The organism is Streptomyces sp. NRRL F-5122 (assembly GCF_001507435.1).
Lineage (GTDB): Bacteria > Actinomycetota > Actinomycetes > Streptomycetales > Streptomycetaceae > Streptomyces > Streptomyces lannensis.
In genome coordinates, this window is sequence record NZ_LMWH01000093.1 from 1 (window position 1) to 24,209 (window position 24,209).

A 24,209-nucleotide genomic window follows, 5' to 3' on the forward strand; every position below is an offset into this window, starting at 1 on the left:
GACGGATCAACGTCCCCAGATCATCACTCGACCCACGCGAATCCTTCATCAGCGTCGACAGGGTCTGCGCCCCCATATCGAACTTCATCTTGCCTCCCCCTATGGCGAGTTGACCTCACTGAACGATTCTGCACTCTCCATGTTCACGTCCAGCCGTCGCACTCGCAACCACCTGACGTCACAGCCCTGCTACAGGGAGCAGACCTCGCGCCGCCGTGCGCGCACCCGTGCCGACGCGTCCCGCCTGCCCGAAAGACGGCGGCGGCGCCCGAGCAAGGCCCGCCGGACGATGGCGACATGAGACCTGGATCACACAGGTCACAATCGGGTCTCGGTAGCCCTCACCCCTTGATTCACCTTCGTGTAATCGATTCCAATCCTTCGTGTCAGTCGTGTAAACGATTCCACGACTCACAAACGGACCCAAAGGACCCACAAGGAGGTGGTCCGGCGATGGCGAGCATCAAGGACGTCGCCGCAGAGGCGGGCGTTTCCGTCGCCACTGTGTCGCGCGTCCTGAACGACCACCCGTCGGTCAGCGCCGACGCACGTACCCGCGTGCTGGCCGCCGTCGAGGCGCTGGGCTACCGCCCCAACGCCGTCGCCCGGTCCCTGCGCACCGACCAGACCCGCACCCTCGGCCTGGTCATCAGCGACGTACTGAACCCCTACTTCACCCACCTGGCCCGCTCCGTGGAGGAGCAGGCCCGCGCGCTCGGCTACAGCGTGATCATCGGCAACGCCGACGAACGGCCTGACCTCCAGGACCACCATGTGCGGACCCTGCTGGACCGCCGGATCGACGGACTGCTCGTCTCGCCGACCGACGGAGGGTCGCCGCTCATGCTGGACGCGGCGCGGTCCGGGACGCCCATGGTCTTCGTCGACCGGTGGATCGCGGGCGTCGACGTACCCGTGGTGCGGTCCGACGGACGCACCGCCGTGCACGACCTCGTCGCGCATCTGCACGGGCTCGGACACCGCCGGCTCGCGATCATCGCGGGCCCGGCGGCGACCACGACGGGACGTGAGCGTGTCGAGGCCTTCCGGCAGGCCCTGGCCGCCTACGGGCTGCCCCTCCCGGACAGCCACATAGGGCAGGGCGACTTCCAGGCCGAGAGCGGGCGCCGGGTCATGGAGCGGTTCCTGGACCTGGCCGAGCCGCCCGAGGCCGTCTTCGCCGCCGACAACCTCATGGCGCTCGGCGCGCTGGACGCCGTCCGTGTGCGCGGCCTGCGGGTACCGGACGACATCGCGCTCGCCGCGTTCGACGACATCCCGTGGTTCGTGCACACCGATCCGCCGATCACCGCCATAGCCCAGCCCACGGGCGAGCTGGGACGCGCTGCCGTGCGTGCGCTGGTCGACCGCATCGAGGGGCGGCCCCCCGAGTCCGTCACCCTTCCCGCCCGTCTCGTCGCGCGCCGCTCGTGCGGCGAGCCCGCTTCCGCAGAGCCCCGGGTTCTGCAGAAGCCCCCGGTTCTCCAGGAGGCCACGGCTTCCGCGGAGCCGTCCCCCGCAACGAACAGGAGCCAGTCGTGAGCAACCCGGACGAGTTGCTGCGCATCGAAGGCATACGCAAGACCTTCCCCGGCGTGGTCGCCCTCGACGGCGTCGACTTCGACCTGCGCAGGGGCGAGGTGCATGTGCTGCTCGGTGAGAACGGCGCGGGCAAGAGCACCCTGATCAAGATGCTCTCCGGCGCCTACCGCCCCGATGGCGGGCGGATCCTGGCCGGCGGCGAGGAGGTGCGCATCAACAGTGCGCAGGACTCCGAGCGCCTCGGGATCGCCACCATCTACCAGGAGTTCAACCTCGTTCCCGACCTGACCGTCGCCGAGAACATCTTCCTCGGCCGGCAGCCGCGCAGGCTCGGGATGATCGACAGGAAGCGGATGGAGGCCGACGCCGCCCGGCTCCTGGAACGCGTCGGTGTGCAGGTGTCCCCGCGCGCCCGGGTCCGTGAACTCGGCATCGCACGTCTGCAGATGATCGAGATCGCCAAGGCGCTGAGCCTGGACGCGCGGGTGCTCATCATGGACGAGCCGACGGCCGTGCTCACCTCCGAAGAGGTCGAGAAGCTGTTCTCCATCGTCCGCACACTGCGCGAGGACGGCGTCGGGATCGTCTTCATCACCCACCATCTCGAGGAGATCGCCGCCCTCGGGGACCGGGTGACCGTGATCCGCGACGGCAGGAGCGTCGGGCAGGTGCCCGCCTCCACACCCGAGGACGAGCTCGTACGCCTCATGGTGGGGCGGTCGATCGAGCAGCAGTACCCGCGCGAACGGCCCGCATCGGGCGGCGCGTTGCTCACCGTCGAGGGCCTCACCCGCAACGGGGTGTTCCACGACGTGTCCTTCGAGGTGCGGGCCGGTGAGGTCGTCGGCATCGCCGGGCTCGTCGGGGCCGGCCGTACGGAGGTCGTCCGGGCCGTGTTCGGTGCCGACCCCTATGACAAGGGCGCGGTGAAGGTCGCGGGTACCGAGGTCCGGCGGCACGACGTGAACGCCGCGATGGATGCCGGAATCGGGCTCGTGCCCGAGGACCGCAAGGGCCAGGGGCTTGTCCTCGACGCGTCCGTCGAGGAGAACCTGGGGCTCGTGACCATGCGGACCGCGACCCACGGCGGTCTGGTCGACCGCCGGGGCCAGCGGGCCGCCGCCGCGAAGGTCGCCGAGCAGCTCGGTGTGCGGATGGCCGGACTCGGGCAGCACGTGCGCACCCTGTCCGGCGGCAACCAGCAGAAGGTCGTCATCGGAAAGTGGCTGCTGGCGAACACCAAGGTGCTCATCCTCGACGAGCCGACGCGCGGTATCGACGTCGGCGCCAAGGTCGAGATCTACCAGCTGGTCAACGAACTCACGGCCGCCGGCGCCGCCGTCCTGATGATCTCCAGCGATCTGCCCGAGGTGCTCGGCATGAGCGACCGGGTGCTGGTGATGGCCCAGGGCCGGATCGCGGGCGAGCTGACCGCCGACGAGGCGACGCAGGACTCCGTCATGGCGCTCGCCGTCTCCACACCCACCACGTCTGTCAATGAAAGGGAGGCCACCCGTGGCCACTGACACGCTCAAGGGCACAGCGGGCGCCGGTGGCGCCACGGGGGTGCGCCGCCTGCTCCTCGACAACGGCGCGCTCACCGCGCTGATCGTCCTGGTCATCGCCATGTCGGCGCTGTCCGGTGACTTCCTCACGACGGACAACCTGCTGAACATCGGCGTGCAGGCCGCGGTGACCGCCATCCTCGCCTTCGGTGTCACCTTCGTGATCGTCTCGGCGGGCATCGACCTGTCGGTCGGCTCGGTCGCCGCGCTGTCGGCCACGGTGCTCGCCTGGAGCGCCACCTCGGCGGGGATCCCGGTCGTCATAGCCGTGCTCCTCGCCATCGCGACGGGCCTCGCGTGCGGTCTCGTCAACGGCATACTGATCTCGTACGGCAAGCTGCCGCCGTTCATCGCGACGCTCGCCATGCTGTCGGTGGGCCGCGGTCTGTCGCTGGTGATCTCACAGGGTTCCCCGATCGCGTTCCCCAGCTCGATCTCGCACCTGGGTGACACGCTCGGCGGCTGGCTGCCCGTGCCGGTGCTGGTCATGGTCGTCGTGGGCCTGATCACCGCGTTCGTGCTGGGCCGCACCTACATCGGCCGCTCGATGTACGCCATCGGCGGCAACGAGGAGGCCGCGCGCCTGTCCGGTCTGCGGGTGAAGAAGCAGAAGCTCGCGATCTACGCGCTGTCCGGTCTGTTCGCCGCGGCCGCGGGCATCGTGCTCGCCTCGCGGCTGTCGTCGGCGCAGCCCCAGGCCGCCAACGGCTACGAGCTCGACGCGATCGCCGCGGTCGTCATCGGCGGCGCCTCCCTCGCGGGCGGCACCGGCAAGGCCTCCGGCACGCTGATCGGCGCGCTGATCCTCGCGGTGCTGCGCAACGGCCTCAACCTCCTCTCGGTGTCGGCCTTCTGGCAGCAGGTCGTGATCGGTGTCGTGATCGCCCTGGCGGTCCTGCTGGACACGGTGCGGCGCAAGGCGGGGGCCACGCCGGTCGCCGCGGGCACCTCTCCGGGCGGCAAGGGCAAGCAGGCGGCGACATACGTGCTGGCCGCCGTGGTCGCGGCGGCCGTGGTGGGCGGAGTCTCCTTCCTGCACGGTGGTTCGTCCTCCACGACGCAGAAGATCGGTCTGTCGCTCTCCACCCTCAACAACCCCTTCTTCGTGCAGATCAAGTCAGGCGCGCAGGCGGAGGCGAAGAAGCTGGGCGTCGACCTGACCGTCACGGACGCCCAGAACGATGCCTCGCAGCAGGCCAACCAGCTGCAGAACTTCACCAGCTCGGGCCTGAGTTCGATCATCGTCAACCCGGTGGACTCGGACGCCGCCGGCCCCGCGGTGCGGGGCGCGAACAAGGCCGACATCCCCGTCGTGGGCGTCGACCGGGCCGTCAACAAGGCGAAGACGGCGGCGCTGGTCGCCTCCGACAACATCGAGGGCGGCAAGCTCGCCGCTCAGGCGCTCGCCGAGAAGCTGGGCGGCAAGGGCAGGATCATCATCCTGCAGGGCCAGGCGGGCACGTCCGCGAGCCGTGAGCGCGGGGCCGGCTTCGCCGAGGGTCTCAAGGCCTACCCGGGCATCCAGGTCGTGGCCAAGCAGCCGGCCGACTTCGACCGGACCAAGGGCCTCGACGTGATGTCGAACCTGCTCCAGGCGCACCCGGACGTCCAGGGCGTCTTCGCCGAGAACGACGAGATGGCGCTCGGCGCGATCAAGGCACTCGGCTCCAAGGCGGGTACGTCGGTCCAGGTCGTCGGCTTCGACGGCGAGCCCGACGGCCTGAACGCGGTCAAGGCAGGCACGCTGTACGCCTCGGTGGCACAGCAGCCGACGCAGCTCGGCCGGATCGCGGTCGACAACGCGCTGCGGGCCGCCGAGGGCAAGAAGGTCGCCGAGACGGTGAAGGTTCCGGTGAAGGTCGTCACGAAGCAGAACGTGGCCGGGTTCAGCGGCTGACCCCCGCGCCCGTTCGGCGCCTCGGCCGCGGGCCGCGCCTTGGGTGCGGTTCGTGGCCGGGCGCCGGCCTCACCGATGCAGGGATCCACGGGGATCCGTTGGGAGACAGTTCATGTACGACTACGACCTCCTGGTCGTCGGATCGGCCAACGCCGACCTGGTGATCCGGGTCGAGCGCCGGCCCGCGGCCGGGGAGACGGTGCTCGGCTCCGACCTGGTCGTCCACCCGGGCGGGAAGGGTGCGAACCAGGCGGTCGCGGCCGCCCGGCTCGGCGCCCGTACGGCGCTGCTGGCCCGGGTCGGCGACGACGGGCACGGCCGGCTGCTGCTCCAGTCCCAGCGCGCGGCCGGTGTCGACCCGGCGGGGGTCCTGGTGGGCGGAGCACCCACCGGTGTCGCGCTGATCACGGTGGACCCGTCGGGGGACAACAGCATCGTGGTCTCGCCGGGCGCCAACGCCCGGCTCGCCCCGGAGGACGTGCGGGCCGCGAGCGGTCTGCTGCACGCCTCCCGGGTGGTCTCCGCGCAGTTGGAGATCCCGCTGGAGACGGTCGTGGAGGTGGTACGGCGCCTGCCGCCCGGCACCCGCTTCGTACTGAACCCGTCGCCGCCCCGGCCGCTGCCCGCCGAGGTGCTCGCGGCGTGCGACCCGCTGATCGTCAACGAGCACGAGGCCCGGGTCATCGCCGGCGGCGAGCTGGACGGCTCGCCCGAGGACTGGGCGGCCGCGCTGCTGGCTCTCGGCCCGCGCTCGGTCGTGGTGACGCTGGGCGCGGAAGGCGCACTGGTCGCCACCGGCGAGGCCATGACCAGGATCAAGTCCGTGAAGGTGGACGCGGTGGACACGACGGGCGCGGGCGACGCCTTCACGGCGGCGCTGGCGTGGCGTCTGGGCGCGGGCTCGCCGCTGCCGGAGGCGGCGGCGTACGCGGCGCGGGTCGGCGCGGCCGCGGTGACCCGGCCCGGCGCGCAGGAGTCCTTCCCGACCGCCGAGGAGGTCGAGTCCCTGTGAAGAAGGCCGGAATTCTGAACCGTCACCTCGCGGGCGCCCTAGCCGAGCTGGGGCACGGGGACACGGTCCTCGTGTGCGATGCGGGCATGCCCATCCCGGCGGGGCCGCGGGTGGTCGACCTGGCGTTCCGCGCGGGGGTGCCGTCCTTCGCCGAGGTCCTCGACGGACTGCTGGACGAGCTGGTGGTGGAGGGTGCGACGGCGGCGCACGAGGTGCGGGGAGCGAACCCCGAGGCCTCGTCCCTGCTGGACGCCCGCTTCCCGGAGCTCGCGTTGATATCCCACGAGAAGCTGAAGGAACTGGCGGCGGACGCACGCCTGGTCGTCCGCACGGGCGAGGCCCGGCCGTACGCGAACGTGCTGCTGCGCTGCGGAGTGTTCTTCTAGCCGGGCCCGGGGCCTCGGCCCGGGAACGATTCGAGGGGGTCCGGTTCTCGAACCGGACCCCCTCGCGTTCTCCCCTCCTGCCGGAACCCCCCGCGATCCCCCCAGATCCCCCTCCAGAGGTTCCGACGCCCAGTACGACAGCCGGGGTCGGGGAAGGGTTGCACGGTCCCCGCTTGATTTTCCTCCGGGTCCTAGACCACGTGCTCCACGAAGCGCGCCACCGTTTCGGCCAGCACCTCCCGCCCGTCCCTGGCCCACAGCGCGTCGTTGAAGAGCTCGACCTCGATCGGGCCGGTGTAACCCGCCGCCTCCACGTATCCCGTCCACTCCCGCATGTCGATCGCCCCGTCACCGAGCCGGCCCCGGCCGTTGAGGACTCCCTCCGGCAGCGGGGTGGTCCAGTCGGCGAGCTGGAAGGCGTGGATGCGGCCGCCGGCGCCCGCACGCGCGATCTGCCCGGGAGCCGTGTCGTCCCACCAGATGTGGTACGTGTCGATCGTGACCCCCACCTGCCCTGCCGGGAAACGCTCGGCGAGGTCCAGTGCCTGCGCCAGGGTGGACACCACGCAGCGGTCTGCGGCGTACATCGGGTGGAGGGGCTCGAGGGCCAGTCGCACACTCCGCTCCGCGGCGTACGGTGCCAACTCGGCCAGGGCGTCCGCGACTCGTTCCCGTGCCCCGCGCAGGTCCCGGGAGCCGGCCGGAAGTCCGCCCGACACCAGGACCAGCGTGTCCGTGCCCAGGGTCGCCGCCTCGTCGACCGCCCGGCGGTTGTCGGACAGGGCGCGGACCCGTTCGACCGGGTCGATCGCGGTGAGGAAGCCGCCGCGGCACAGCGTCGTCACCGCCAGCCCGAAGTCGCGGCACAGCCTCGCCGCGGCCTGCACCCCGTACGACCGCACCGGGTCCCGCCACAGACCCGCATTGCGCACCCCCGACTCCGCGCAGGCCGAGACCAGTTCGGGGATGCTCAGCTGCTTCACCGTCATCTGGTTGACGGAGAAGCGCTCCGGTGCCGTGCCGCTCATCCGTCCACCCCGTACAGGGACAGCAGTGTCCTCATCCTTGTCTCCGCACGCTCGGGATCCGGGAACAGCCCAAGAACGTCGGCGAGTTCGTACGCCTTCACCAAGTGCGGCAGCGAGCGCGCCGACTGGAGGCCGCCCACCATGGTGAAGTGGTCCTGGTGGCCGGCGAGCCAGGCGAGGAGGACCACGCCCGTCTTGTAGAAACGGGTGGGCGACTGGAACAGGTGGCGGGACAACTCCACCGTCGGGTCGAGGAGTTCGCGGAAGCCCGCCGTATCACCCGTGTCCAGTGTCCGCACCGCCTCGGCCGCCATGGGACCCAGCGGGTCGAAGACGCCGAGCAGCGCGTGGCTGAAGCCCTTCTCGTCGCCCGCGATCAGCTCGGGATAGTGGAAGTCGTCTCCCGTGTAGCAGCGCACACCCCACGGGAGGCGGCGTCGCAGATCGATCTCACGCCGGGCGTCGAGCAGCGAGATCTTCACGCCGTCCACCTTGTCCGGGTGCGCGGCGACGATCTCCAGGAACACCTCTGTGGCCGTGTCGAGGTCGGCCGAACCCCAGTAGCCCTCGAGGGCCGGATCGAACATCGAGCCGAGCCAGTGCACGATCACCGGGTCGGCGACCTGGTGCAGCAGGTGGCCGTAGAGATCGAGATAGTCCTCTGGGCCCCCCGCGGTTGCGGCCAGCGCACGGGACGCCATGAGGATCGCCTGTGCGCCCGCCCCCTCGACGACGGCGAGTTGTTCCTCGTAGGCCGCACGGATCTCCGCCAGGGAGCCGGCCGCCAACTGGTCGGTTCCGGCGCCACAGGCGATGCGGCCGCCGACGGCATTCGCCTCGGCCGCGGACCGGCGGATCAGTTCCGCCGCGCCCGCCCAGTCCAGTCCCGTCCCGCGCTGGGCCGTGTCCATGGCCTCGGCGACACCGAGTCCGTGCGACCACAGATGGCGGCGGAAGGCCAGGGTGGCGTCCCAGTCGACGGCGGCGGGCGCGTCCGGGGACACGTCCGCGTACGGGTCGGCCACGACGTGTGCGGCGGCGTAGACCGTACGGGAGGTGAAAGGGGTGCCGGTGGAGACGACGAGGGGCGCGCGGCGCGGCTCGTACGTCCTGAGCCTGCCGTCCGCGCCCGGGAGCCGGATGGTCACAGCACGATCTCCGGTACGTCGATCCGGCGGCCCTCGGCCGAGGACATCAGGCCCAGTTCGGCGAGCTGGACGCCGCGGGCGCCGGCCAGCAGGTCCCAGTGGTAGGGCGCGTCGGCGTACACATGCCGGAGGAACAGCTCCCACTGCGCCCTGAAGCCGTTGCCGAACTCGGCGTTGTCCGGCACCTCCTGCCACTGGTCGCGGAAGGCGTCCGCGGCGGCGACGTCCGGGTTCCAGACCGGCTTGGGGGTGGCGGACCTGTGCTGCACCCGGCACCCGCGCAGCCCGGCGACGGCCGAACCCTCGGTGCCGTCGACCTGGAACTCGACGAGTTCGTCGCGGTGGACGCGCACGGCCCAGGAGGAGTTGATCTGGGCGATCACGCCGCCTTCCAGTTCGAAGACGCCGTAGGCCGCGTCGTCGGCCGTGGCGCCGTACGGCTTGCCGTTCTCGTCCCAGCGCCGGGGGACATGGGTGGTGACCAGGGCCTGGACGGAGCGGACCCGGCCGAACAGCTCGTGCAGCACATAGTCCCAGTGCGGGAACATGTCGACGGCGATCCCGCCACCGTCCTCGGCCCGGTAGTTCCAGGAGGGCCGCTGGGCGGACTGCCAGTCACCCTCGAAGACCCAGTAGCCGAACTCGCCGCGGACGGACAGGATCCGGCCGAAGAAGCCGCCGTCGACCAGGCGCTTCAGCTTCAGCAGTCCGGGCAAAAAGATCTTGTCCTGGACGACCCCGTGCCTGACGCCCCTGGCGCGGGCCAGGCGGGCCAGCTCCAGCGCGCCCTCCAGGCCCGTCGCGGTGGGCTTCTCCGTGTAGATGTGCTTGCCCGCCGCGATCGCCCTTCTGATCGACTCCTCGCGCGCCGAGGTGACCTGGGCGTCGAAGTAGATCTCGACGTCGGGTTCGGCGAGGACCGCGTCCACGTCGGTCGACCAGTGGTCGAGTCCGTAGCGCGCGGCGAGCGCCTTCAGCGCGTGCTCGCGGCGGCCGACCAGCACGGGCTCGGGCCACAGCAGGGTGCCGTCGTCCAGCTCGAGGCCGCCCTGTTCGCGGATGGCGAGGATGGAACGGACCAGGTGCTGCCGATGTCCCATGCGCCCCGTCACGCCGTTCATGGCGATGCGCACCGTCCTGCGTGTCACGTCATGACCTCCGTACACGTCCGGCGCCCCCCAACGCACAGGGGCAGCAAGCGCTTTCTGGGCGCAATGACGCTAGCGGCCGTGCGGCGGGTCGGACAAGACCACGGACCTCGGCGCGGTATGGGCCCGCACGGCATCACACAGTGCGACATGTCGCATACGTCACGGTGCCGTTGGTCGATCCGTCGAACAAAGAGGAACCGCGGACCTGTACACGGATGTCCGGAGAGCTGTAGATGGATCTCCGTGGATGCGCGCGGGCCCGCCCGAAGGTCGCCGCTCCCCGAACCACGACGACAACGGCGAGAACGCACGACAGCCACGAGCATCACAAGACACGCGACCGGAGGACGACGATGACGGTGACCCTGGCGGACGTGGCGGCGCGTGCACAGGTGTCGCCCGCCACCGTGTCGCGTGTGCTGAACGGCAACTACCCGGTGGCGGCGTCGACCAAGGAGCGGGTGCTGCGCGCGGTGGACGAACTGGACTACGTCCTCAACGGTCCGGCCAGCGCCCTCGCGGCGGCCACGTCCGACCTGGTCGGCATCCTGGTGAACGACATCGCCGATCCGTTCTTCGGGATCATGGCGAGCGCCATCCAGTCGGAGATCGGGGGTCCCGGGGGACGCGCGGGCGGCGAGCGGCTCGCCGTGGTCTGCAACACCGGCGGCTCGCCCGAGCGGGAGCTGACCTATCTGACCCTGCTGCAGCGGCAGCGGGCGGCGGCCGTGGTGCTCACCGGCGGCGCGATGGAGGACAGTGCGCACGTCGAGGCCGTGGGCTCGAAACTGCGCAAGCTCGCGGCGGCGGGGACCCGTATCGTCCTGTGCGGGCGCCCGCCCGCCCCCGAGGCGATCGCCCTGACCTTCGACAACCGCGGCGGCGCCCGGCGGCTCACCGAGCATCTGATCGCGCTCGGGCACCGGCGGCTCGGGTACATCGCGGGCCCGCAGGAGCGCACGACGACCCGGCACCGGCTGGAGGGACACCGCGCGGCTCTGGCCGCCGCCGGCGTCGAGGACGACCCCCGGCTGACGGTGCACGGCCTCTACGCCCGCCGGGCCGGGTACGAGGCCACCCTCGAACTGCTGCGCCGCGAACCGTCGTTGACGGCTGTAGTGGCGGCGAACGACACGGTGGCGCTCGGTGCCTGCGCGGCACTGCGGGACTCGGGTCTGCGCATCCCCGAGGACGTGTCGGTGGCCGGCTTCGACGACCTCCCGTTCGCGATCGACGCGGTACCGGCCCTGACGACGGTGCGCCTGCCGCTCGCGGAGGCGGGTGCCCGCGCGGGCCGGGTCGCCATGGGCCGGGAGGAGCCGCCGCCGGGCGGGATCACCACGGTGGACGGGGAGTTGATGGTCCGGGGGTCGACGGCGGCCCCCCGGTCCTCCGGGCGGGCAGGCTGAGCGAGGGACCGGCCCCGCAGCGGCCGCGGCCCCATGGACGGCGGCCGGAAGCCGACGTACGCTTCCCTCATATCTCTGACTGAGTCAACCATCGGACTGCCGGGGCCGACCATGACCGTCCAGGACATCCGCTCGTTCAACCGCTTCTACACGAACGTCATCGGCGCGCTCGACTACGGCCGCCACCTCTACGCCCCCTACACGCTCACGGAGACCCGGGTGCTGTACGAACTGGCCCACGCCCGCCGTACGGACGCGGCCGACCTGCGCGCCGAGCTCTCCCTGGACGCGGGATATCTGAGCCGCATCCTGAACAAGTTCGAGCAGGACGGGCTGATCGAGCGGGCGCCCTCCGAGACCGACCCCCGACGCCGCCGCGTCGGCCTCACCCGGCGCGGCCGGGACACCGCGGCCCTGCTGGAGGAGCGGGCCCGCGAGTCCGTCTCCGTGCTGCTCGACGGCGTCTCCCCCGACGACCGACCGCGCCTCGCGGAGGCGATGCGCACGATCCGTACGGTCCTAGGGGGCGACCGCGCACCGCGCCCCGAGGACGTGGCGCTGCGCGACCCCGCCCCGGGCGACCTGGGCTGGATCGTGCAGCGCAACGCCGCCGTGTACGCCGCCGAGTACGGCTGGAACGCCGACTACGAGGGACTTGTGGCACGGATCGTCGCCGACTTCGCCGAGGACCACGACCCGCACCTGGAACGGGTGTGGATCGCCGAGAACGCGGCGGGACGGCCGGTCGGATGCGTCATGTGCGTACGGGACGAGGCACCGGCCACCGCCCGGCTGCGGCTGCTGCTCGTCGAGCCCGACGCACGCGGCCTCGGCGTCGGCGACCGCCTGGTCGAGGCGTGCGTCGGCTTCGCGCGCGGTGTCGGCTACCGCGCGCTGGTCCTGTGGACCAACGACGTCCTCGCCGCCGCCCGCCGTATCTACCGGCGTCACGGCTTCGTCCTCGTCGGCGAGAAGCCCCACCGCTCCTTCGGCAAGGACCTGGTCGGCCAGGACTGGCGGCTCGACCTGCTCGGCCCGCCCCACTGAGGACGAAGGGCACCGCCGGCGAGTAGGGTCGGCGGGCATGAAGGCTGCGTTCTCCACCCTCGGTGTCCCCGGCCTGCCCGTAGCGGACGTGGTCCGGCTGGCGGCCGGACACGGCTATCACGGCGTGGAGTTGCGGGCGCATCCCGTGGAGCCCGTGCACCCCGACATCGGCCCGGCCGAGCGGGCCGCGGTGGCCGCGGAGTTCACGGCGTCCGGAATCGAGATCATGGGACTCGCGGGATATGCGCGGATCGCCGCGCCCGGTGACGACGGACCCGTACTCGGCGAGATCCGCGCGCTCCTGGACCTGGCCCGCGACCTGGGCGCCCCCGGTATCCGCGTCTTCCCCGGCGGCGGTGGCGAGCAGTCCCCCTCGGAGGCCGACGCCATCGCCGCGCGACGGCTGGGCACCGCCGCCGCGTACGCGGCCGACGTCGGCGTGCGCATCCTGCTGGAGACCCACGACTCGCACCCCACAGGCGCGGACGTCATGCGGGTCCTCGGTGCGGTCGGCCACCGCCACGCGGGCGCGCTGTGGGACGTGATGCACACCTGGCTGGGCGGCGAGCAGCCGGAGGAGACGTACCCGGCCCTGTCCCCCTACCTCGGCTACGTCCAGGTCAAGGACATCGCGTCCGCCGAGGACAGGACCCCGCTGCCGCTCGGTTCCGGTGTGCTCCCGCTCACCGAGTGCGTGGAGGTCCTCTCCCGCCACGGCTGGGACGGCTGGCTGTGCTGGGAGTACGAGAAGCGGTGGTACGAGGCCGCGGCGCCGCTGCCGGAACTGCTCGGACCGGGGCGGCAGCATCTGGCGCGGCTGCTCGGCGAGTCGGCGTGAGCCACGCGATATTCGCCGGCCGGGCAAGGCGGGCGGCGACTAGCCTCCGCGAGTGACTGCGCACGCCCGCCCCGCCCTGCTCTCATGAGTCTCACCCGCACGTTGATCGACGTGCGGCCGCTGCGGACGTCCCCGGCCTTCCGTCGGTTGCTGTTCGGGCGGACCGCGTCCGTGCTCGGCAGTTTCATGGCCATGGTCGCCGTCATGTACCAGGTCTGGGACATGACGCACAGCACGGTCTGGACGGGTGCCGTCGGGCTCGCGCAGGCACTGCCGATGGTGGTGGTCGGGCTGTTCGGGGGCTCCTTGGCGGACCGGGGTGACCGACGGCGGATCTTCCTCGTCGCCACCGTGGGCCAGGGGGTCTGCTCCCTGCTGCTCGCGGTGCAGGCCTTCCTCGGGCACGTCCCGGTGGCCGTCGTACTGGCCCTGCTGGCCGTGCACTCCTGCTTCGGCTCGGTGAGCGGACCGGCAGCCGGGGTGTTCGTGCCGCGGCTGCTGCCCAAGGAGGAGGTGGCGGCGGGACTGGCCCTCAACCAGATCTCCGCCCAGGCGATGATGCTGCTCGGCCCCGCGCTCGGCGGTCTCGTGCTCGGCTGGACGGGCGCCGGGGTCTGCTACCTGCTCGACGCCCTGAGTTTCGCCCTCGCCTTCTACGGCGCCTTCGGACTCCCCTCACTGCCGCCCGACGGCGAGCCCTCGCGTACCGGAGTGCACGGCGTTCTGGACGGGCTGCGTTTCCTCGCCGGGCACCGGGTGGTGCGCGGGGCGCTGCTCACCGACCTGTCCGCCACCGTGCTCGCGATGCCGATGGGCCTGTTCCCACTGGTCAACGCCGAGCGCTTCGGCGGCAGTCCGCGCACGCTCGGTCTGTTCCTGTCGGCCGTCGCCGTCGGTGGCGTCACCGCCTCGGCGCTGTCCGGCTCGATCACCCGTTTCGGGCGCCCGGGCCTGGTGATGCTGTGCGGCTCCGGCACGTGGGCGGGGCGCTGGTCCTCTTCGGTCTGACAAGCAGCCCCTGGGCCGGACTCGGGCTGCTCGTCCTGGCCGGAGCGGCCGACACCACTGCGGTGATCTCGCGCAGCACGATCGTGCAGACCCGCACCCCGGACGCCCTGCTGGGCCGGGTCACCGCGGCCGAGCAGATCGTCGGCCAGGGCGGTCCCAACCTCGGCAACCTGCGCGGCGGCCTGGTCGCCGGCTGGACCTCCGGCACGGTCGCACTCGTCAGCGGCGGCCTGCTGTGCCTGCTGGCGGTCGTGTTCGTGGGCGCGAGCACACCTGAACTGCGGGAGCACGCCGAACCCGGGGTCCCGCACAAGACCACCCCCGAACTGCGGGACGCGGCCGCACCGGATGTGTCGTGAGCCCTCTGGGCCCCGCTCCGGACGCCACCCTCGGGACGGCGGCCGCGCGCAACCGCGCCGAGGACTACCCGGCCGTCTCCGCCGCCCGAGCCGCCTTGTGCACTCGTGCCTGCAGGAGTGAGCGGCGCTCGGGCCACTCCTGCGCCGTGATCGAGTAGATCGCCGAGTCGCGGAGCAGGCCCTCCTCTCCCGGCGCCCAGGAGCGGGACCAGTTGCGCAGAACGCCCTCGAAGCGGGCGCCGACACTCTCGATGGCCGCGCGGGAGCGACTGTTGCGGGCGTCGGTCTTCAGATCGACGCGGGAGACGTCCCACTCCTCGAACGCATGGCGGAGCAGCAGCAGTTTGGCCTCGGCATTGACACCCGTGCCCTGGGCGGACCGGGCCAGCCAGGTGAAACCGACCTCGACGGCGTCCAGTCGGCCGTCCGACAGCCAGCAGCGCGGTTCCCAGTACGACGTGGCGCCGACCGCCCGTCCGGTGGCGAGGGAGATCTGGGCGTACGGCGCGAGCCTGCCGGTCGCCGCACGATCGAGTTGCGCGGCGATGTAGTCGCCCACCTCCTCGGCCCTCGGGACCCACGTGTAGGCGTACGACCCCCGGTCCTCCTCCGCCGCCACCGCCAGGTCGGCCGCATGCCGCTGCCCGAGTGGTTCCAGCCGTACGAGCGAGCCCTCCAGGACCGGCCCCGTCAAGATGAACGTCACGGCCGGAGTGTGGCGCACCCTCCCGCGCGCGTCGAACGGATTGCGCGTCCGACCGGACTCCGCCCGGTGCCGGAGGGCTTCGGCCGTGCCCCTCGGGCAGCCACAGACACCCCAGGTCGCCGTCCTGGGATCAGCGGTATCAACTTCCCGCGACATGGCCGGAACCGGGAACCCCGCCACCCTCGCGCCCGTCCCATCCGCGAGCTGCCGGATGAGTCTCCGCCTGCGGTGTCGGCCCTCGCTGCTGGCTGCGATCGCTGACCACCCTCTCCGCCGCACGCGGCCGGCAGCATGCCGTCATCGGCGCGCCCCCCTCCAACAGCGCCGATGACGGCCCCTCGCCGTTACTGCGCATTCCCTTGACTGGCAGAAACTTCCCGGATATTGGTGACTCCTTGGAAGTTTCCTTCAGCGATCTCCTCCGGAAGGAGCGCACGTGCACGGCGCCGGTACAGGAAGCACCCCCACCCCCTCCAGACGGACGGTCCTCGCCGCCACCGCGGGCCTGACCGCGGCCCTCGCACTCACCCCGGGCACAAGTCATGCCGCTGTGCCCGCCGATGGCCGGCTCCGGGACCTCATCTCCCGTATGACGCTCGAAGAGAAGGTCGGCCAACTCTTCGTGATGCGGGTCTACGGCCACTCGGCCACCGACCCGGACCAGGCCGACATCGACGCCAACCTCCAGGAGATCGGCGTACGGACGGCCGCCGAGCTGATCGCCAAGTACCGCGTCGGCGGCATCATCTACTTCACCTGGGCGCACAACACCCGTGATCCGCACCAGATCGCGGACCTGTCGAACGGGATCCAGAAGGCGTCGCTGGACCAGCCCCGCGGGCTGCCCGTCCTCATCGCCACGGACCAGGAGCACGGCATCGTGGCGCGCGTGGGCAAGCCCGCCACGCTGTTCCCGGGCGCGATGGCGGTCGGAGCGGGCGGCTCCCACGCCGACGCCCGCACCCTCGGCCGCATCTCCGGCGCGGAGTTGCACGCCCTCGGCATCCGCCAGGACTACTCGCCCGACGCCGACGTGAACGTCAATCCGGCCAACCCGGTCATCGGCGTTCGGTCCTTCGGCGCCGACCCGGACGCGGTGGCGGGCCTGGTCGCGGCCGAGGTGAAGGGCTATCAGTCCTCGGGGGTCGCCGCGACCGCCAAGCACTTCCCGGGCCACGGCGACACCGCCGTCGACAGCCACTTCGGCTTCCCGGTCATCACCCACAGCCGCGAGCTGTGGGAGCAACTCGACGCGGTGCCCTTCCGGGCGGCGATCCGCGCCGGGATCGGCGCGATCATGACGGCGCACATCATGGTCCCCGCGCTCGACGACTCCGGTGACCCGGCGACGCTCTCGCATCCGATCCTCACCGGAATCCTGCGCGAGGAGCTGGGCTACGACGGGGTCGTGGTCACCGACTCGCTGGGGATGGAGGGCGTACGCCAGAAGTACGGCGACGACCGCGTACCCGTGCTCGCCCTGAAGGCCGGCGTCGATCAGCTGCTCAACCCGCCGTCCCTGGACGTGGCGTGGAACGCGGTGCTCCAGGCCGTACGGAGCGGTGAGCTGACCGAGGCCCGGCTCGACGAGTCGCTCCTGCGCATCCTGCGGCTGAAGGCCGGACTGGGGCTGCTCGAGCGACCGTTCGTCTCCGACGCCGGCGTCGACCGGACCGTCGGCGTCCCGGCGCACCTGCGTGCGGCGGACCGTATCGCGGACCGCACCACCACGCTGCTGGTCAACGACGGGCGCCTGCTGCCGCTCTCCCGCCGCACCCACCCGCGGGTGCTGGTGGTCGGCGCCGATCCGGCCTCGCCGTCCGGCACTGACGGGCCGCCCACCACCGTCCTGGCCGACGCCCTCACCGGCCTCGGGTTCACGGCGACCGCGCTGTCCACCGGCACCGCGCCCTCACCGGCGACGATCGAGAAGGCCGTGGCCGCTGCGGGGAACGCGGACGCGGTCGTCGTGGGCACGTACAACGTGACCGCGGCGAGCTCCCAGCGGACGCTGGTGAACCAGCTGGTCGCCACCGGGAAGCCGGTCGTCGCGATCGCCCTGCGCAATCCGTACGACGTGGCCCAATTGCCCGCCGTGGACGCGTTCCTGGCGTCGTACTCCTGGACGGACGTCGAACTGCGTGCGGCCGCCCGGGTGATCGCCGGTCGTGTGCGTCCGCACGGAAAGCTGCCGGTGCCGGTGCAGCGGGCGGACGACCCGGCGCAGGTGCTGTACCCCGTCGGGTTCGGGCTGTCGTACTAGGCGTACGCCCCACACCGGTCAGCTCCTCCCCAACTGTCGCAAAGCCCCCCACATGTCTGGCGTGAGCCGTGGCCGCGGGTCACGCTGGACCGGGGGGTCGCGATGCGAGGGACACGGGCGCTGCTGGGTGCGCTGTTGACGGCTGCGCTGGCGGCGGCCGGGATCACCGGCTGCCAGACGGCGTCGGACCCGGCGAAGGGCCGGCCGAGCGGGGGCGCCACGGCCACCCGACCGATCGGCTACGGCGCCGAGTTCCTCGCGGTGGACGAGTGCAGTTCCTTCGGGACGACCAGTTTCACGGAAGTCCCGTGCACCAGCGAACGCGCGGCGGCACGGGTGATCGCACGCTACGACGGCGATCCGTCGCGCGGTCCGGCCTGCCCGGCCACCGCGGACTTCGTGCTGCACATCAGCGAATCCCGGCCCGCCTCGGACGAGGACGGGGACGGGGCGGTGCAGCAGGGCTACGCCTGCATGCGGAACCTGGAGCCGCCCCACCCGGGCGACCCCGGGGGCGGTGGCGGACCGCGCACGATCGTGGGCGACTGCGTGTACGGCGCGGGCAAGGGACAGGTCCGTGAGACGGCCTGCGACGGCAAGGGGAGCCACGCCCCCGAGTACAAGGTGACATCGGCGGTGGCACGCCGCGCGCAGTGCCCCGGGTCGACGGCTCTCTACGTCCAACTGGGCGGCGGCAGGCCGGTGGGGTGCGCGCGGCTGATGTGAGAGGGGGGGGGCCCGCTGGGGGACCCCGGCGGTCCCCGCCGCCGCACATGCCCGCCGTCGCGGCGCGGGACGCGGGGCGGCCCGGCCCCTTGTCCCCGCCGCGACGGCGACAGGTCACGGCCTGAGTGCCGGCTCGCGCTCCACGTCGCGGCGGTCCAGCCGCGCGTCGTACCGCGCCAGCGGCTTGGCCGACGACGGGTTCTCCTGGACCGTCGTCGACGCGACGCCCGCCCAGTCCAGGATGCGGGCCGTGGCCAGCGCCTTCTGGTCGGCGACCAGGCCCGCCACGTTCGCACCGTGGTTCATGCCCGGGTCCGTGAAGACGTAGGAGTCACGGGCGCCCGCGCCGACCCGGAAGCGTTCCGCGCCCCACGGGTCGTTCTGGCCGTAGACGAAGAGCATGTGCTGCGCGTGGTGCGTGACCCAGCTGTCCACGTCGTGCATCGCCCCCGGCCGGAACGTCATCGGGATGGAGCGGGGCACGAAGTTCCGGGGCGGCTGGTAGCCGTAGCGCACGTACTTCTTCTCGATGTACGGGAAGTGGATCGTCGGCGCTCCGAGCTGCGTGCCCGCCTGGTAGTAGTACGGCGTGTAGGGCTCCAGGCCCTGGTCGGTGTAGAAGGAGAAGCCGGAGATCGTGTCGACGGAGTTCCAGATCTCGTCGTCCGTCGCGTGCTTCGCGTCCGCCGGGATCGTGTCGCAGTCCGACAGCAGGCTGTACTGCCAAAAGCCCCAGACGTAGTCGAGGACGACCGCCTCGTAGGCCCGGTCCAGGCTGCCGACCGTGGTGAACGTGTACCCGTTGTCCGCCGCGTACTGCTTGTACTTCTTCTCCAGCGGCTCACGGCGCACCAGCGCCTCGCGCTGCACCGCCTCCAGCCGGTCCCGGCACTCCTTGGTGCCGACCTTCGTGAAGAAGCGGTCGTAGGCGGAGTCCTCGTTGTTCACGACATCGTTCGGGGCGACGTACGCCACGATGCCGTCCATGTCACGCGGGTAGAAACGCTCGTAGTACGTCGCTGTCATACCGCCCTTGGAGCCACCCGTCGCGAGCCAGTGGCGGCCGTAGATCGGCTTGAGCGCCTCGTAGATACGGTGCTGGTCGCTCGCCGCCTGCCAGATGTCGAGCTTCGACCAGTCGGCGGGCTGCGGGCGGGAGGGGGTGAAGAAGCGGTACTCCATGGAGACCTGGTTGCCGTCCACGATCTGGGTCGGCTCGCGGCGGCTCGGGGTCGTGGAGACGTTGTACCCGCCGGTATAGAAGACGGTCGGCCGGGAGACGTCCTTGTGCAGCACGGTGATCCGCTGCTGGAACGTGCCCTTGGACGGGTGCCGGTGGTCCACCGGCTGGGTGTAGTTGAGGACGAAGAAGCGGTACCCGGTGTACGGCTTCTCCTCGATCAGGCTCATTCCCGGTATGGCGAGCAGCCGGTCCTTGATGTCCGTATCGGCCGTGGCGGCGGTGGCCGCTCCGGCCGTACTCAGCGTGCCGACGAGTACCACGAGCGCCAGCAGCCATCTGAGCGCCTTGCGCATGCACCCTCCCCTGTGAACGCGGATGTCCGCCGGAACCTAGCGGAGCAACTGGTCTCACACCAGGGGAGGTTGGGAAAACCTGTGAGTTGGCCGAGAAGACCACCGCCGCACCCGGCGGTCCGTCAGCACAGGATCCAGCCCGAGCTCACCGAACCGGTCCCCACCGAGCCGCGGAGCCATACGCACCGGTGACCGGAGTACACGGTCACGGGACCGGCGTGATGGGTGTAGCGGCCGGTGTCGACCGCGGGGCGCAGGCCACGTGCCTGCACGCTGACCGACATCGGCTTGCGGCCGGACACCTTCTTCGCCACGGTCACGGCGCACACATAGCCGTCATGGCGGTAGACCCGCACGGAGCCGGTGGAGAACGGGAGCGTACGGACCTTTCGCCCGGAACAGGAGTCGGCCGCCACGGCGCTGCCCGGGCTCACCATCGCGAGCAGGCCGGACGCCGTCAGCACGGCCAGACCGATCGCCAGGCGTCGGCGTATCGCACCACTGTCCACCGTTGTCCTCCCCGTGACGATCAGCGTACTGATGTACGGACGCATGACGTAGTCCGGATGGTTGCGTCCGGCGGGGGGCCATGGACGGTGCGGGCGGCGGCCGCGGACGGCCGCCGTCCCGTGCTCACGCCGTGGAGCCGACCGGCTCCTCCGGCTCCGGCTCGCCGACGAAGGTGCGCCACAACTGCGCGTACCGCCCGTCGAGCGCCAGCAGTTCGTCATGGGTGCCGTCCTCGGCGACCCGGCCGTGGTCCATCACCACCACCCGGTCCGCGCGGGCGGCCGTGGTCAGCCGGTGAGCGACCACGAGCGTCGTACGGCGGCCGACGAGACGATCCGTCGCGCGGTTGACCTGCGCCTCCGTGGCCAGATCGAGAGCGGCGGTCGCCTCGTCGAGCAGCAGGACGTCCGGATCGACCAGCTCCGCGCGGGCCAGGGCGATCAACTGCCGCTGCCCGGCCGAGAGGTTGCGGCCGCGCTCGGCGACCTCGTGCAGATAGCCGCCCTCCAGCGTGGCGATCATCTCGTGCGCGCCGACCGCCCGCGCCGCGGCCTCCACCTCGGCGTCGGTGGCGTCCGGCCTGCCGTAGGCGACGGCGTCGCGCACGGTCCCTTCGAAGAGGTACGCCTCCTGCGGGACGACACCGAGCCGGTGCCGGTACGAGGACAGCTCCAGCGAGCGCACATCGGTGCCGTCGACCAGCACCCGGCCGCGCGTGGGGTCGTAGAACCGGGCGACGAGCTTCACCAGGGTCGACTTGCCGGCCCCCGTCTCGCCGACGAAGGCGACGGTCTGCCCCGCGGGGATGGTCAGGTCGATCCCGCTGAGCGCCTCCTCGTCGTCGCCGTAGGCGAAATCGACGCCGTCGAAGGCGATGTCGCCGCGCAGCGACCGCACCTCGACGGGCTCGGCGGCCTCCTTCGTCGTGGTCGGCTCGCGGAGCAGCTCCTGGATGCGGCCGAGGGAGACCGTGGCCTGCTGGTAGCCGTCGAAGACCTGGGAGAGCTGCTGCACCGGCGCGAAGAACAGGTCGATGTAGAGGAGGTAGGCGACCAGGGCGCCCGTCGTCAGGGTCCCGCCGTCCACCCGGTGCGCGCCCACCATCAGCACGGCCGCCGCGGCCACCGAGGACAGCAGCTGCACGAAGGGGAAGTACACGGAGATCAGCCACTGACCGCGGATACGCGCGCTGCGGTAGCTCTCGCTGCCCTCCGTGTAGTGCCGCCTGCCGTCCCGCTCGCGCCGGAAGGCCTGAAGGATCCGCAGACCTGACACCGACTCCTGGAGGTCGGCGTTGACCGCCGACACACGCTCACGGGCGAGTTCGTACGCCTTCACGCTCGCCCGGCGGAAGAAGAAGGTGGCCACGATCAGCGGGGGCAGCGTGGCGAAGACGACAAGCGCGAGCTGCACGTCGATCACGAGCAGCGCGCCCATGATGCCGAAGAAGGTGACCACGGAGACGCAGGCGGTGACCATGCCCGTCTGCAGGAACGTCGACAGTGCGTCCACGTCGGTCGTCATCCGGGTCATGATCCGGCCGGTCAGCTCCCGCTCGTAGTAGTCGAGTCCGAGCCGCTGGAGCTGCGCGAAGATCTTCAGCCGGAGCGAGTACAGGACACGTTCGCCGGTCCGCCCGGTCATCCGGGTCTCGCCGGACTGCGCCGCCCACTGGACGAGGACGGCGAGCAGCGCGAGCAGGGACGCGGTCCAGACGGCGCCGAGCGCCGTCCGGGAGACGCCCTGGTCGATGCCGTGCCGAATCAGGATCGGCAGCAGCAGGCCCGTGCCCGCGTCGACCGCGACGAGGGCGAGGCTGACCAGGAGGGGGAGGCCGAAACCGCGGAGCAGCCGGGTGAGGCCGTAGGAGTCCTCCGACCGGACCGCGCGCTTCTCGTCGATGCCGGGAGTGTCGGTGGCCGGGGGCAGCTTCTCGACCTGGGCGAGGAGTTCGGGGGTCGCCGGGGAGGCGGCCAGCGCCAGGTCCCTCGGTTCACGGTCGCCGCTCCACAGGCGGGGGGTGACACCGCGCTCGGTGTCGAACTCGGGGTCCAGCTCCTCCCTGCCCCACTCACGGATGGGCTCGAGCGGGGGGACCCCCAGAGTCGTGTCCTCCTGCGGGGCCGCGGGCAGGGCGTGGCCCGGGGAGACACCGCCGAGTTCGTCCGGGTCGGTCAGCAGCCTCCGGTACAGGGCCGACCGCTCCTGGAGCTCCTCGTGCGTGCCGACGTCGGCGAGACGGCCGCCGTCGAGGACGGCGATGCGGTCGGCGAGGTTGAGTGTGGAGCGGCGGTGCGCGATCAGCAGTGTCGTCCGGCCCTCCATGACCTGCCCCAGGGCCTCATGGATCTCGTGCTCGACACGGGCGTCCACCGCGGAGGTCGCATCGTCGAGGACCAGCAGACGCGGGTCGGTGAGGATCGCGCGGGCGAGGGCGATGCGCTGCCGCTGACCGCCCGAGAGGGTGAGTCCGTGCTCGCCCACCTTGGTCGCGTACCCCTGGGGCAGCTCGGAGATGAAGCGCTCGGCCTGAGCGGCGCGAGCGGCCTGCTCGATCTGCTCGTCGGTCGCGTCGGGACGGCCGTAGGCGATGTTGTTGCGGACGGTGTCCGAGAACAGGAACGAGTCCTCGGGCACCAGGCCGATCGCGGCACGCAGCGACCCGAGCGTCAGCTCGCGCACGTCGTGGCCGCCGACGAGGACGGCTCCGTGCGTCACGTCGTAGAAACGCGGGAGGAGCAGGGAGACCGTGGACTTGCCGGAGCCCGAGGAGCCGACGACGGCGAGCGTCTCGCCGGGACGGATCTCGAACGAGAGCCCGTCGAGGACCGGCCGCCCGTCCTGGTACGCGAAGGAGACGTCGTCGAACTCGACGGTGGCCGGGGCGTCGGCGGGCAGCTCCTTGGTGCCGTCCTCCAGCGACGGCTCGGTGTCGATCAGCTCCAGGACGCGCTCGGCACCGGCGCGGGCCTGCTGGCCCACGGTCAGGACGACGGCCAGCATGCGCACCGGGCCGACGAGCTGGGCGAGGTAGGACGAGAAGGCGACGAACGTGCCGAGGGTGATGTGCCCGCGTACGGCGAGCCAGCCGCCGAGGGCGAGCATGGCGACCTGACCGAGGGCCGGCACCGCCTGGAGCGCCGGGGTGTACACGGCGTTGAGCCGGATGGTGCGCATCCGGCCCGCGAAGAGCCGGCGCCCCACCTGCCGCAGCTTTCCGGTCTCCTGCTCCTCCTGCCCGAAGCCCTTCACCACGCGTACGCCGCTGACGGCGCCGTCGACCACGCCCGCCACGGCGGCGGCCTGGGCCTGTGCGTACCAGGTGGCCGGATGCAGCCGGACGCGGCTGCGCTTGGCGATGAACCACAGGGCCGGCGCGACGGCCAGCGCGACAAGGGTCAGCGGTGCCGACAGCCACGCCATGATCCCCAGGGAGATCACGAAGAGCAGGACGTTCCCGATGGTCATCGGGAGCATGAAGAGCAGTCCCTGGATCAGCTGAAGGTCGCTGGTGGCGCGGCCGACGACCTGCCCGGTGGACAGGTCGTCCTGTCGCCGTCCGTCCAGCCGGGTGATCGTGCCGTACATCTCGGTCCGCAGATCGTGCTGGACGTCGAGGGCGAGCCGTCCGCCGTAGTAGCGGCGGACGTAGGTGAGGAGATAGACGAGGACGGCAGCGCCGACGAGGGCCCCGGCCCAGGGCGCCATCGAACGGTTGTGGGCGCTGACCACATCGTCGATGATCACCTTGGTGATCAGCGGGACGACCGCCATGACGGCCATACCGCCGAGGGAGGACCCGAGCGCCAGGACCACGTCCTTCGGGTGACGCCACGCGTATCCCGCGAGCCGCCGGGCCCAGCCGCGTTTCTCCCCCTCGTGCACTGCCACGCCGTGCCCTTCCTGCCGTCTGAGATGGTCCTGATCTTCCGCAATGCACCAACGCGGACCGGCACGGATTTCATCCCGCCGCAACAATCCCGGGCTTCGGCCGATCGGGTGTCGTCGACGTCCGCGGGCGGGCACCACGGCCTCGGCCGGGCGGCTGGGAGCGGACCGTCGCAGGACTCCGGGCACG

The 24,209-nt window shown here is 71.6% G+C and carries 17 protein-coding genes and 1 pseudogene; 11 read left to right on the top strand and 7 right to left on the bottom strand.

Annotated elements, in window-relative coordinates; all coding sequences use genetic code 11:
* The first annotated feature begins 453 nt into the window (after positions 1 to 453).
* The 5 genes from ADL25_RS11700 (at position 454) to rbsD (ending at position 6,402) form a co-directional block, all read left to right on the top strand.
* Positions 454 to 1,542: a LacI family DNA-binding transcriptional regulator gene (locus tag ADL25_RS11700; RefSeq protein ID WP_059127622.1), complete on the top strand. Its 1,089-nt coding sequence runs from the start codon at positions 454 to 456 to the stop codon at positions 1,540 to 1,542.
* Positions 1,539 to 3,068, top strand: a complete 1,530-nt coding sequence (locus ADL25_RS11705) for a sugar ABC transporter ATP-binding protein (protein ID WP_059127623.1) — start codon at positions 1,539 to 1,541, stop codon at positions 3,066 to 3,068. Before ADL25_RS11700 ends, ADL25_RS11705 begins: the two co-directional genes overlap by 4 nt.
* The gene (locus tag ADL25_RS11710; RefSeq protein ID WP_059127624.1) at positions 3,058 to 5,004 is read left to right on the top strand and encodes a substrate-binding domain-containing protein; all 1,947 of its coding nucleotides are present in this window, start codon (positions 3,058 to 3,060) and stop codon (positions 5,002 to 5,004) included. The genes ADL25_RS11705 and ADL25_RS11710 overlap by 11 nt, the downstream gene beginning before the upstream one ends.
* A gap of 112 nt (positions 5,005 to 5,116) precedes the next feature.
* A complete protein-coding gene (locus ADL25_RS11715) occupies positions 5,117 to 6,016 on the top strand; it encodes a ribokinase (RefSeq protein ID WP_059127625.1) in 900 nt (299 codons plus the stop codon).
* Positions 6,013 to 6,402: a D-ribose pyranase gene (gene rbsD / locus ADL25_RS11720; protein ID WP_059127626.1), complete on the top strand. Its 390-nt coding sequence runs from the start codon at positions 6,013 to 6,015 to the stop codon at positions 6,400 to 6,402. The genes ADL25_RS11715 and rbsD overlap by 4 nt, the downstream gene beginning before the upstream one ends.
* A gap of 191 nt (positions 6,403 to 6,593) precedes the next feature.
* On the opposite strand, the gene ADL25_RS11725 is transcribed toward rbsD, so the two are convergent.
* Genes ADL25_RS11725 through ADL25_RS11735 form a run of 3 tightly spaced genes read right to left on the bottom strand, consistent with a single transcriptional unit; the run spans position 6,594 to position 9,726 of the window.
* Complete coding sequence (locus ADL25_RS11725; protein ID WP_059127627.1) at positions 6,594 to 7,430, bottom strand: sugar phosphate isomerase/epimerase family protein; 837 nt, start codon at positions 7,428 to 7,430, stop codon at positions 6,594 to 6,596.
* On the bottom strand, positions 7,427 to 8,578 hold the full coding sequence (locus tag ADL25_RS11730; RefSeq protein ID WP_059127628.1) for a dihydrodipicolinate synthase family protein: 1,152 nt from the start codon (positions 8,576 to 8,578) through the stop codon (positions 7,427 to 7,429). Before ADL25_RS11730 ends, ADL25_RS11725 begins: the two co-directional genes overlap by 4 nt.
* Positions 8,575 to 9,726 (bottom strand): Gfo/Idh/MocA family protein, encoded by a 1,152-nt coding sequence (locus ADL25_RS11735; protein ID WP_059127629.1) that lies wholly within the window; start codon positions 9,724 to 9,726, stop codon positions 8,575 to 8,577. The genes ADL25_RS11730 and ADL25_RS11735 overlap by 4 nt, the downstream gene beginning before the upstream one ends.
* A gap of 356 nt (positions 9,727 to 10,082) precedes the next feature.
* On the opposite strand from ADL25_RS11735, the gene ADL25_RS11740 reads away from it, so the two are divergent.
* The 4 genes and pseudogenes from ADL25_RS11740 (at position 10,083) to ADL25_RS11755 (ending at position 14,390) form a co-directional block, all read left to right on the top strand.
* Positions 10,083 to 11,138 (top strand): LacI family DNA-binding transcriptional regulator, encoded by a 1,056-nt coding sequence (locus tag ADL25_RS11740; RefSeq protein ID WP_059127630.1) that lies wholly within the window; start codon positions 10,083 to 10,085, stop codon positions 11,136 to 11,138.
* Between the two features lie 111 nt (positions 11,139 to 11,249).
* Positions 11,250 to 12,185 carry a bifunctional helix-turn-helix transcriptional regulator/GNAT family N-acetyltransferase gene (locus ADL25_RS11745; RefSeq protein WP_059127631.1) on the top strand — a complete coding sequence of 312 codons (936 nt, stop codon included), beginning with the start codon at positions 11,250 to 11,252 and terminating at the stop codon, positions 12,183 to 12,185.
* Between the two features lie 37 nt (positions 12,186 to 12,222).
* Positions 12,223 to 13,023, top strand: coding sequence for a sugar phosphate isomerase/epimerase family protein (locus tag ADL25_RS11750; RefSeq protein ID WP_059127632.1), 801 nt, complete (start codon positions 12,223 to 12,225; stop codon positions 13,021 to 13,023).
* A gap of 84 nt (positions 13,024 to 13,107) precedes the next feature.
* Positions 13,108 to 14,390: pseudogene (locus ADL25_RS11755) on the top strand (MFS transporter).
* Between the two features lie 64 nt (positions 14,391 to 14,454).
* On the opposite strand, the gene ADL25_RS11760 reads toward ADL25_RS11755, so the two are convergent.
* Complete coding sequence (locus ADL25_RS11760; protein ID WP_059127633.1) at positions 14,455 to 15,096, bottom strand: GNAT family N-acetyltransferase; 642 nt, start codon at positions 15,094 to 15,096, stop codon at positions 14,455 to 14,457.
* A 436-nt stretch (positions 15,097 to 15,532) separates the two neighbouring features.
* Here ADL25_RS11760 and ADL25_RS11765 point away from each other — a divergent pair, with 436 nt between their 5' ends.
* Positions 15,533 to 17,359, top strand: a complete 1,827-nt coding sequence (locus tag ADL25_RS11765; RefSeq protein ID WP_059127634.1) for a glycoside hydrolase family 3 protein — start codon at positions 15,533 to 15,535, stop codon at positions 17,357 to 17,359.
* A gap of 102 nt (positions 17,360 to 17,461) precedes the next feature.
* A complete protein-coding gene (locus ADL25_RS11770) occupies positions 17,462 to 18,085 on the top strand; it encodes a hypothetical protein (RefSeq protein ID WP_059127635.1) in 624 nt (207 codons plus the stop codon).
* Positions 18,086 to 18,199: 114 nt separating this feature from the next.
* On the opposite strand, the gene ADL25_RS11775 is transcribed toward ADL25_RS11770, so the two are convergent.
* From ADL25_RS11775 to ADL25_RS11785, 3 genes are all read right to left on the bottom strand, one after another.
* Entirely contained in the window at positions 18,200 to 19,621 is a 1,422-nt protein-coding gene (locus tag ADL25_RS11775) for a S28 family serine protease (protein ID WP_059127636.1), read from the bottom strand.
* A 122-nt stretch (positions 19,622 to 19,743) separates the two neighbouring features.
* Complete coding sequence (locus tag ADL25_RS11780; RefSeq protein WP_059127736.1) at positions 19,744 to 20,130, bottom strand: hypothetical protein; 387 nt, start codon at positions 20,128 to 20,130, stop codon at positions 19,744 to 19,746.
* A 124-nt stretch (positions 20,131 to 20,254) separates the two neighbouring features.
* Positions 20,255 to 24,022 (bottom strand): ABC transporter ATP-binding protein, encoded by a 3,768-nt coding sequence (locus ADL25_RS11785; protein WP_059127637.1) that lies wholly within the window; start codon positions 24,020 to 24,022, stop codon positions 20,255 to 20,257.
* Between the last annotated feature and the right edge of the window lie 187 nt (positions 24,023 to 24,209).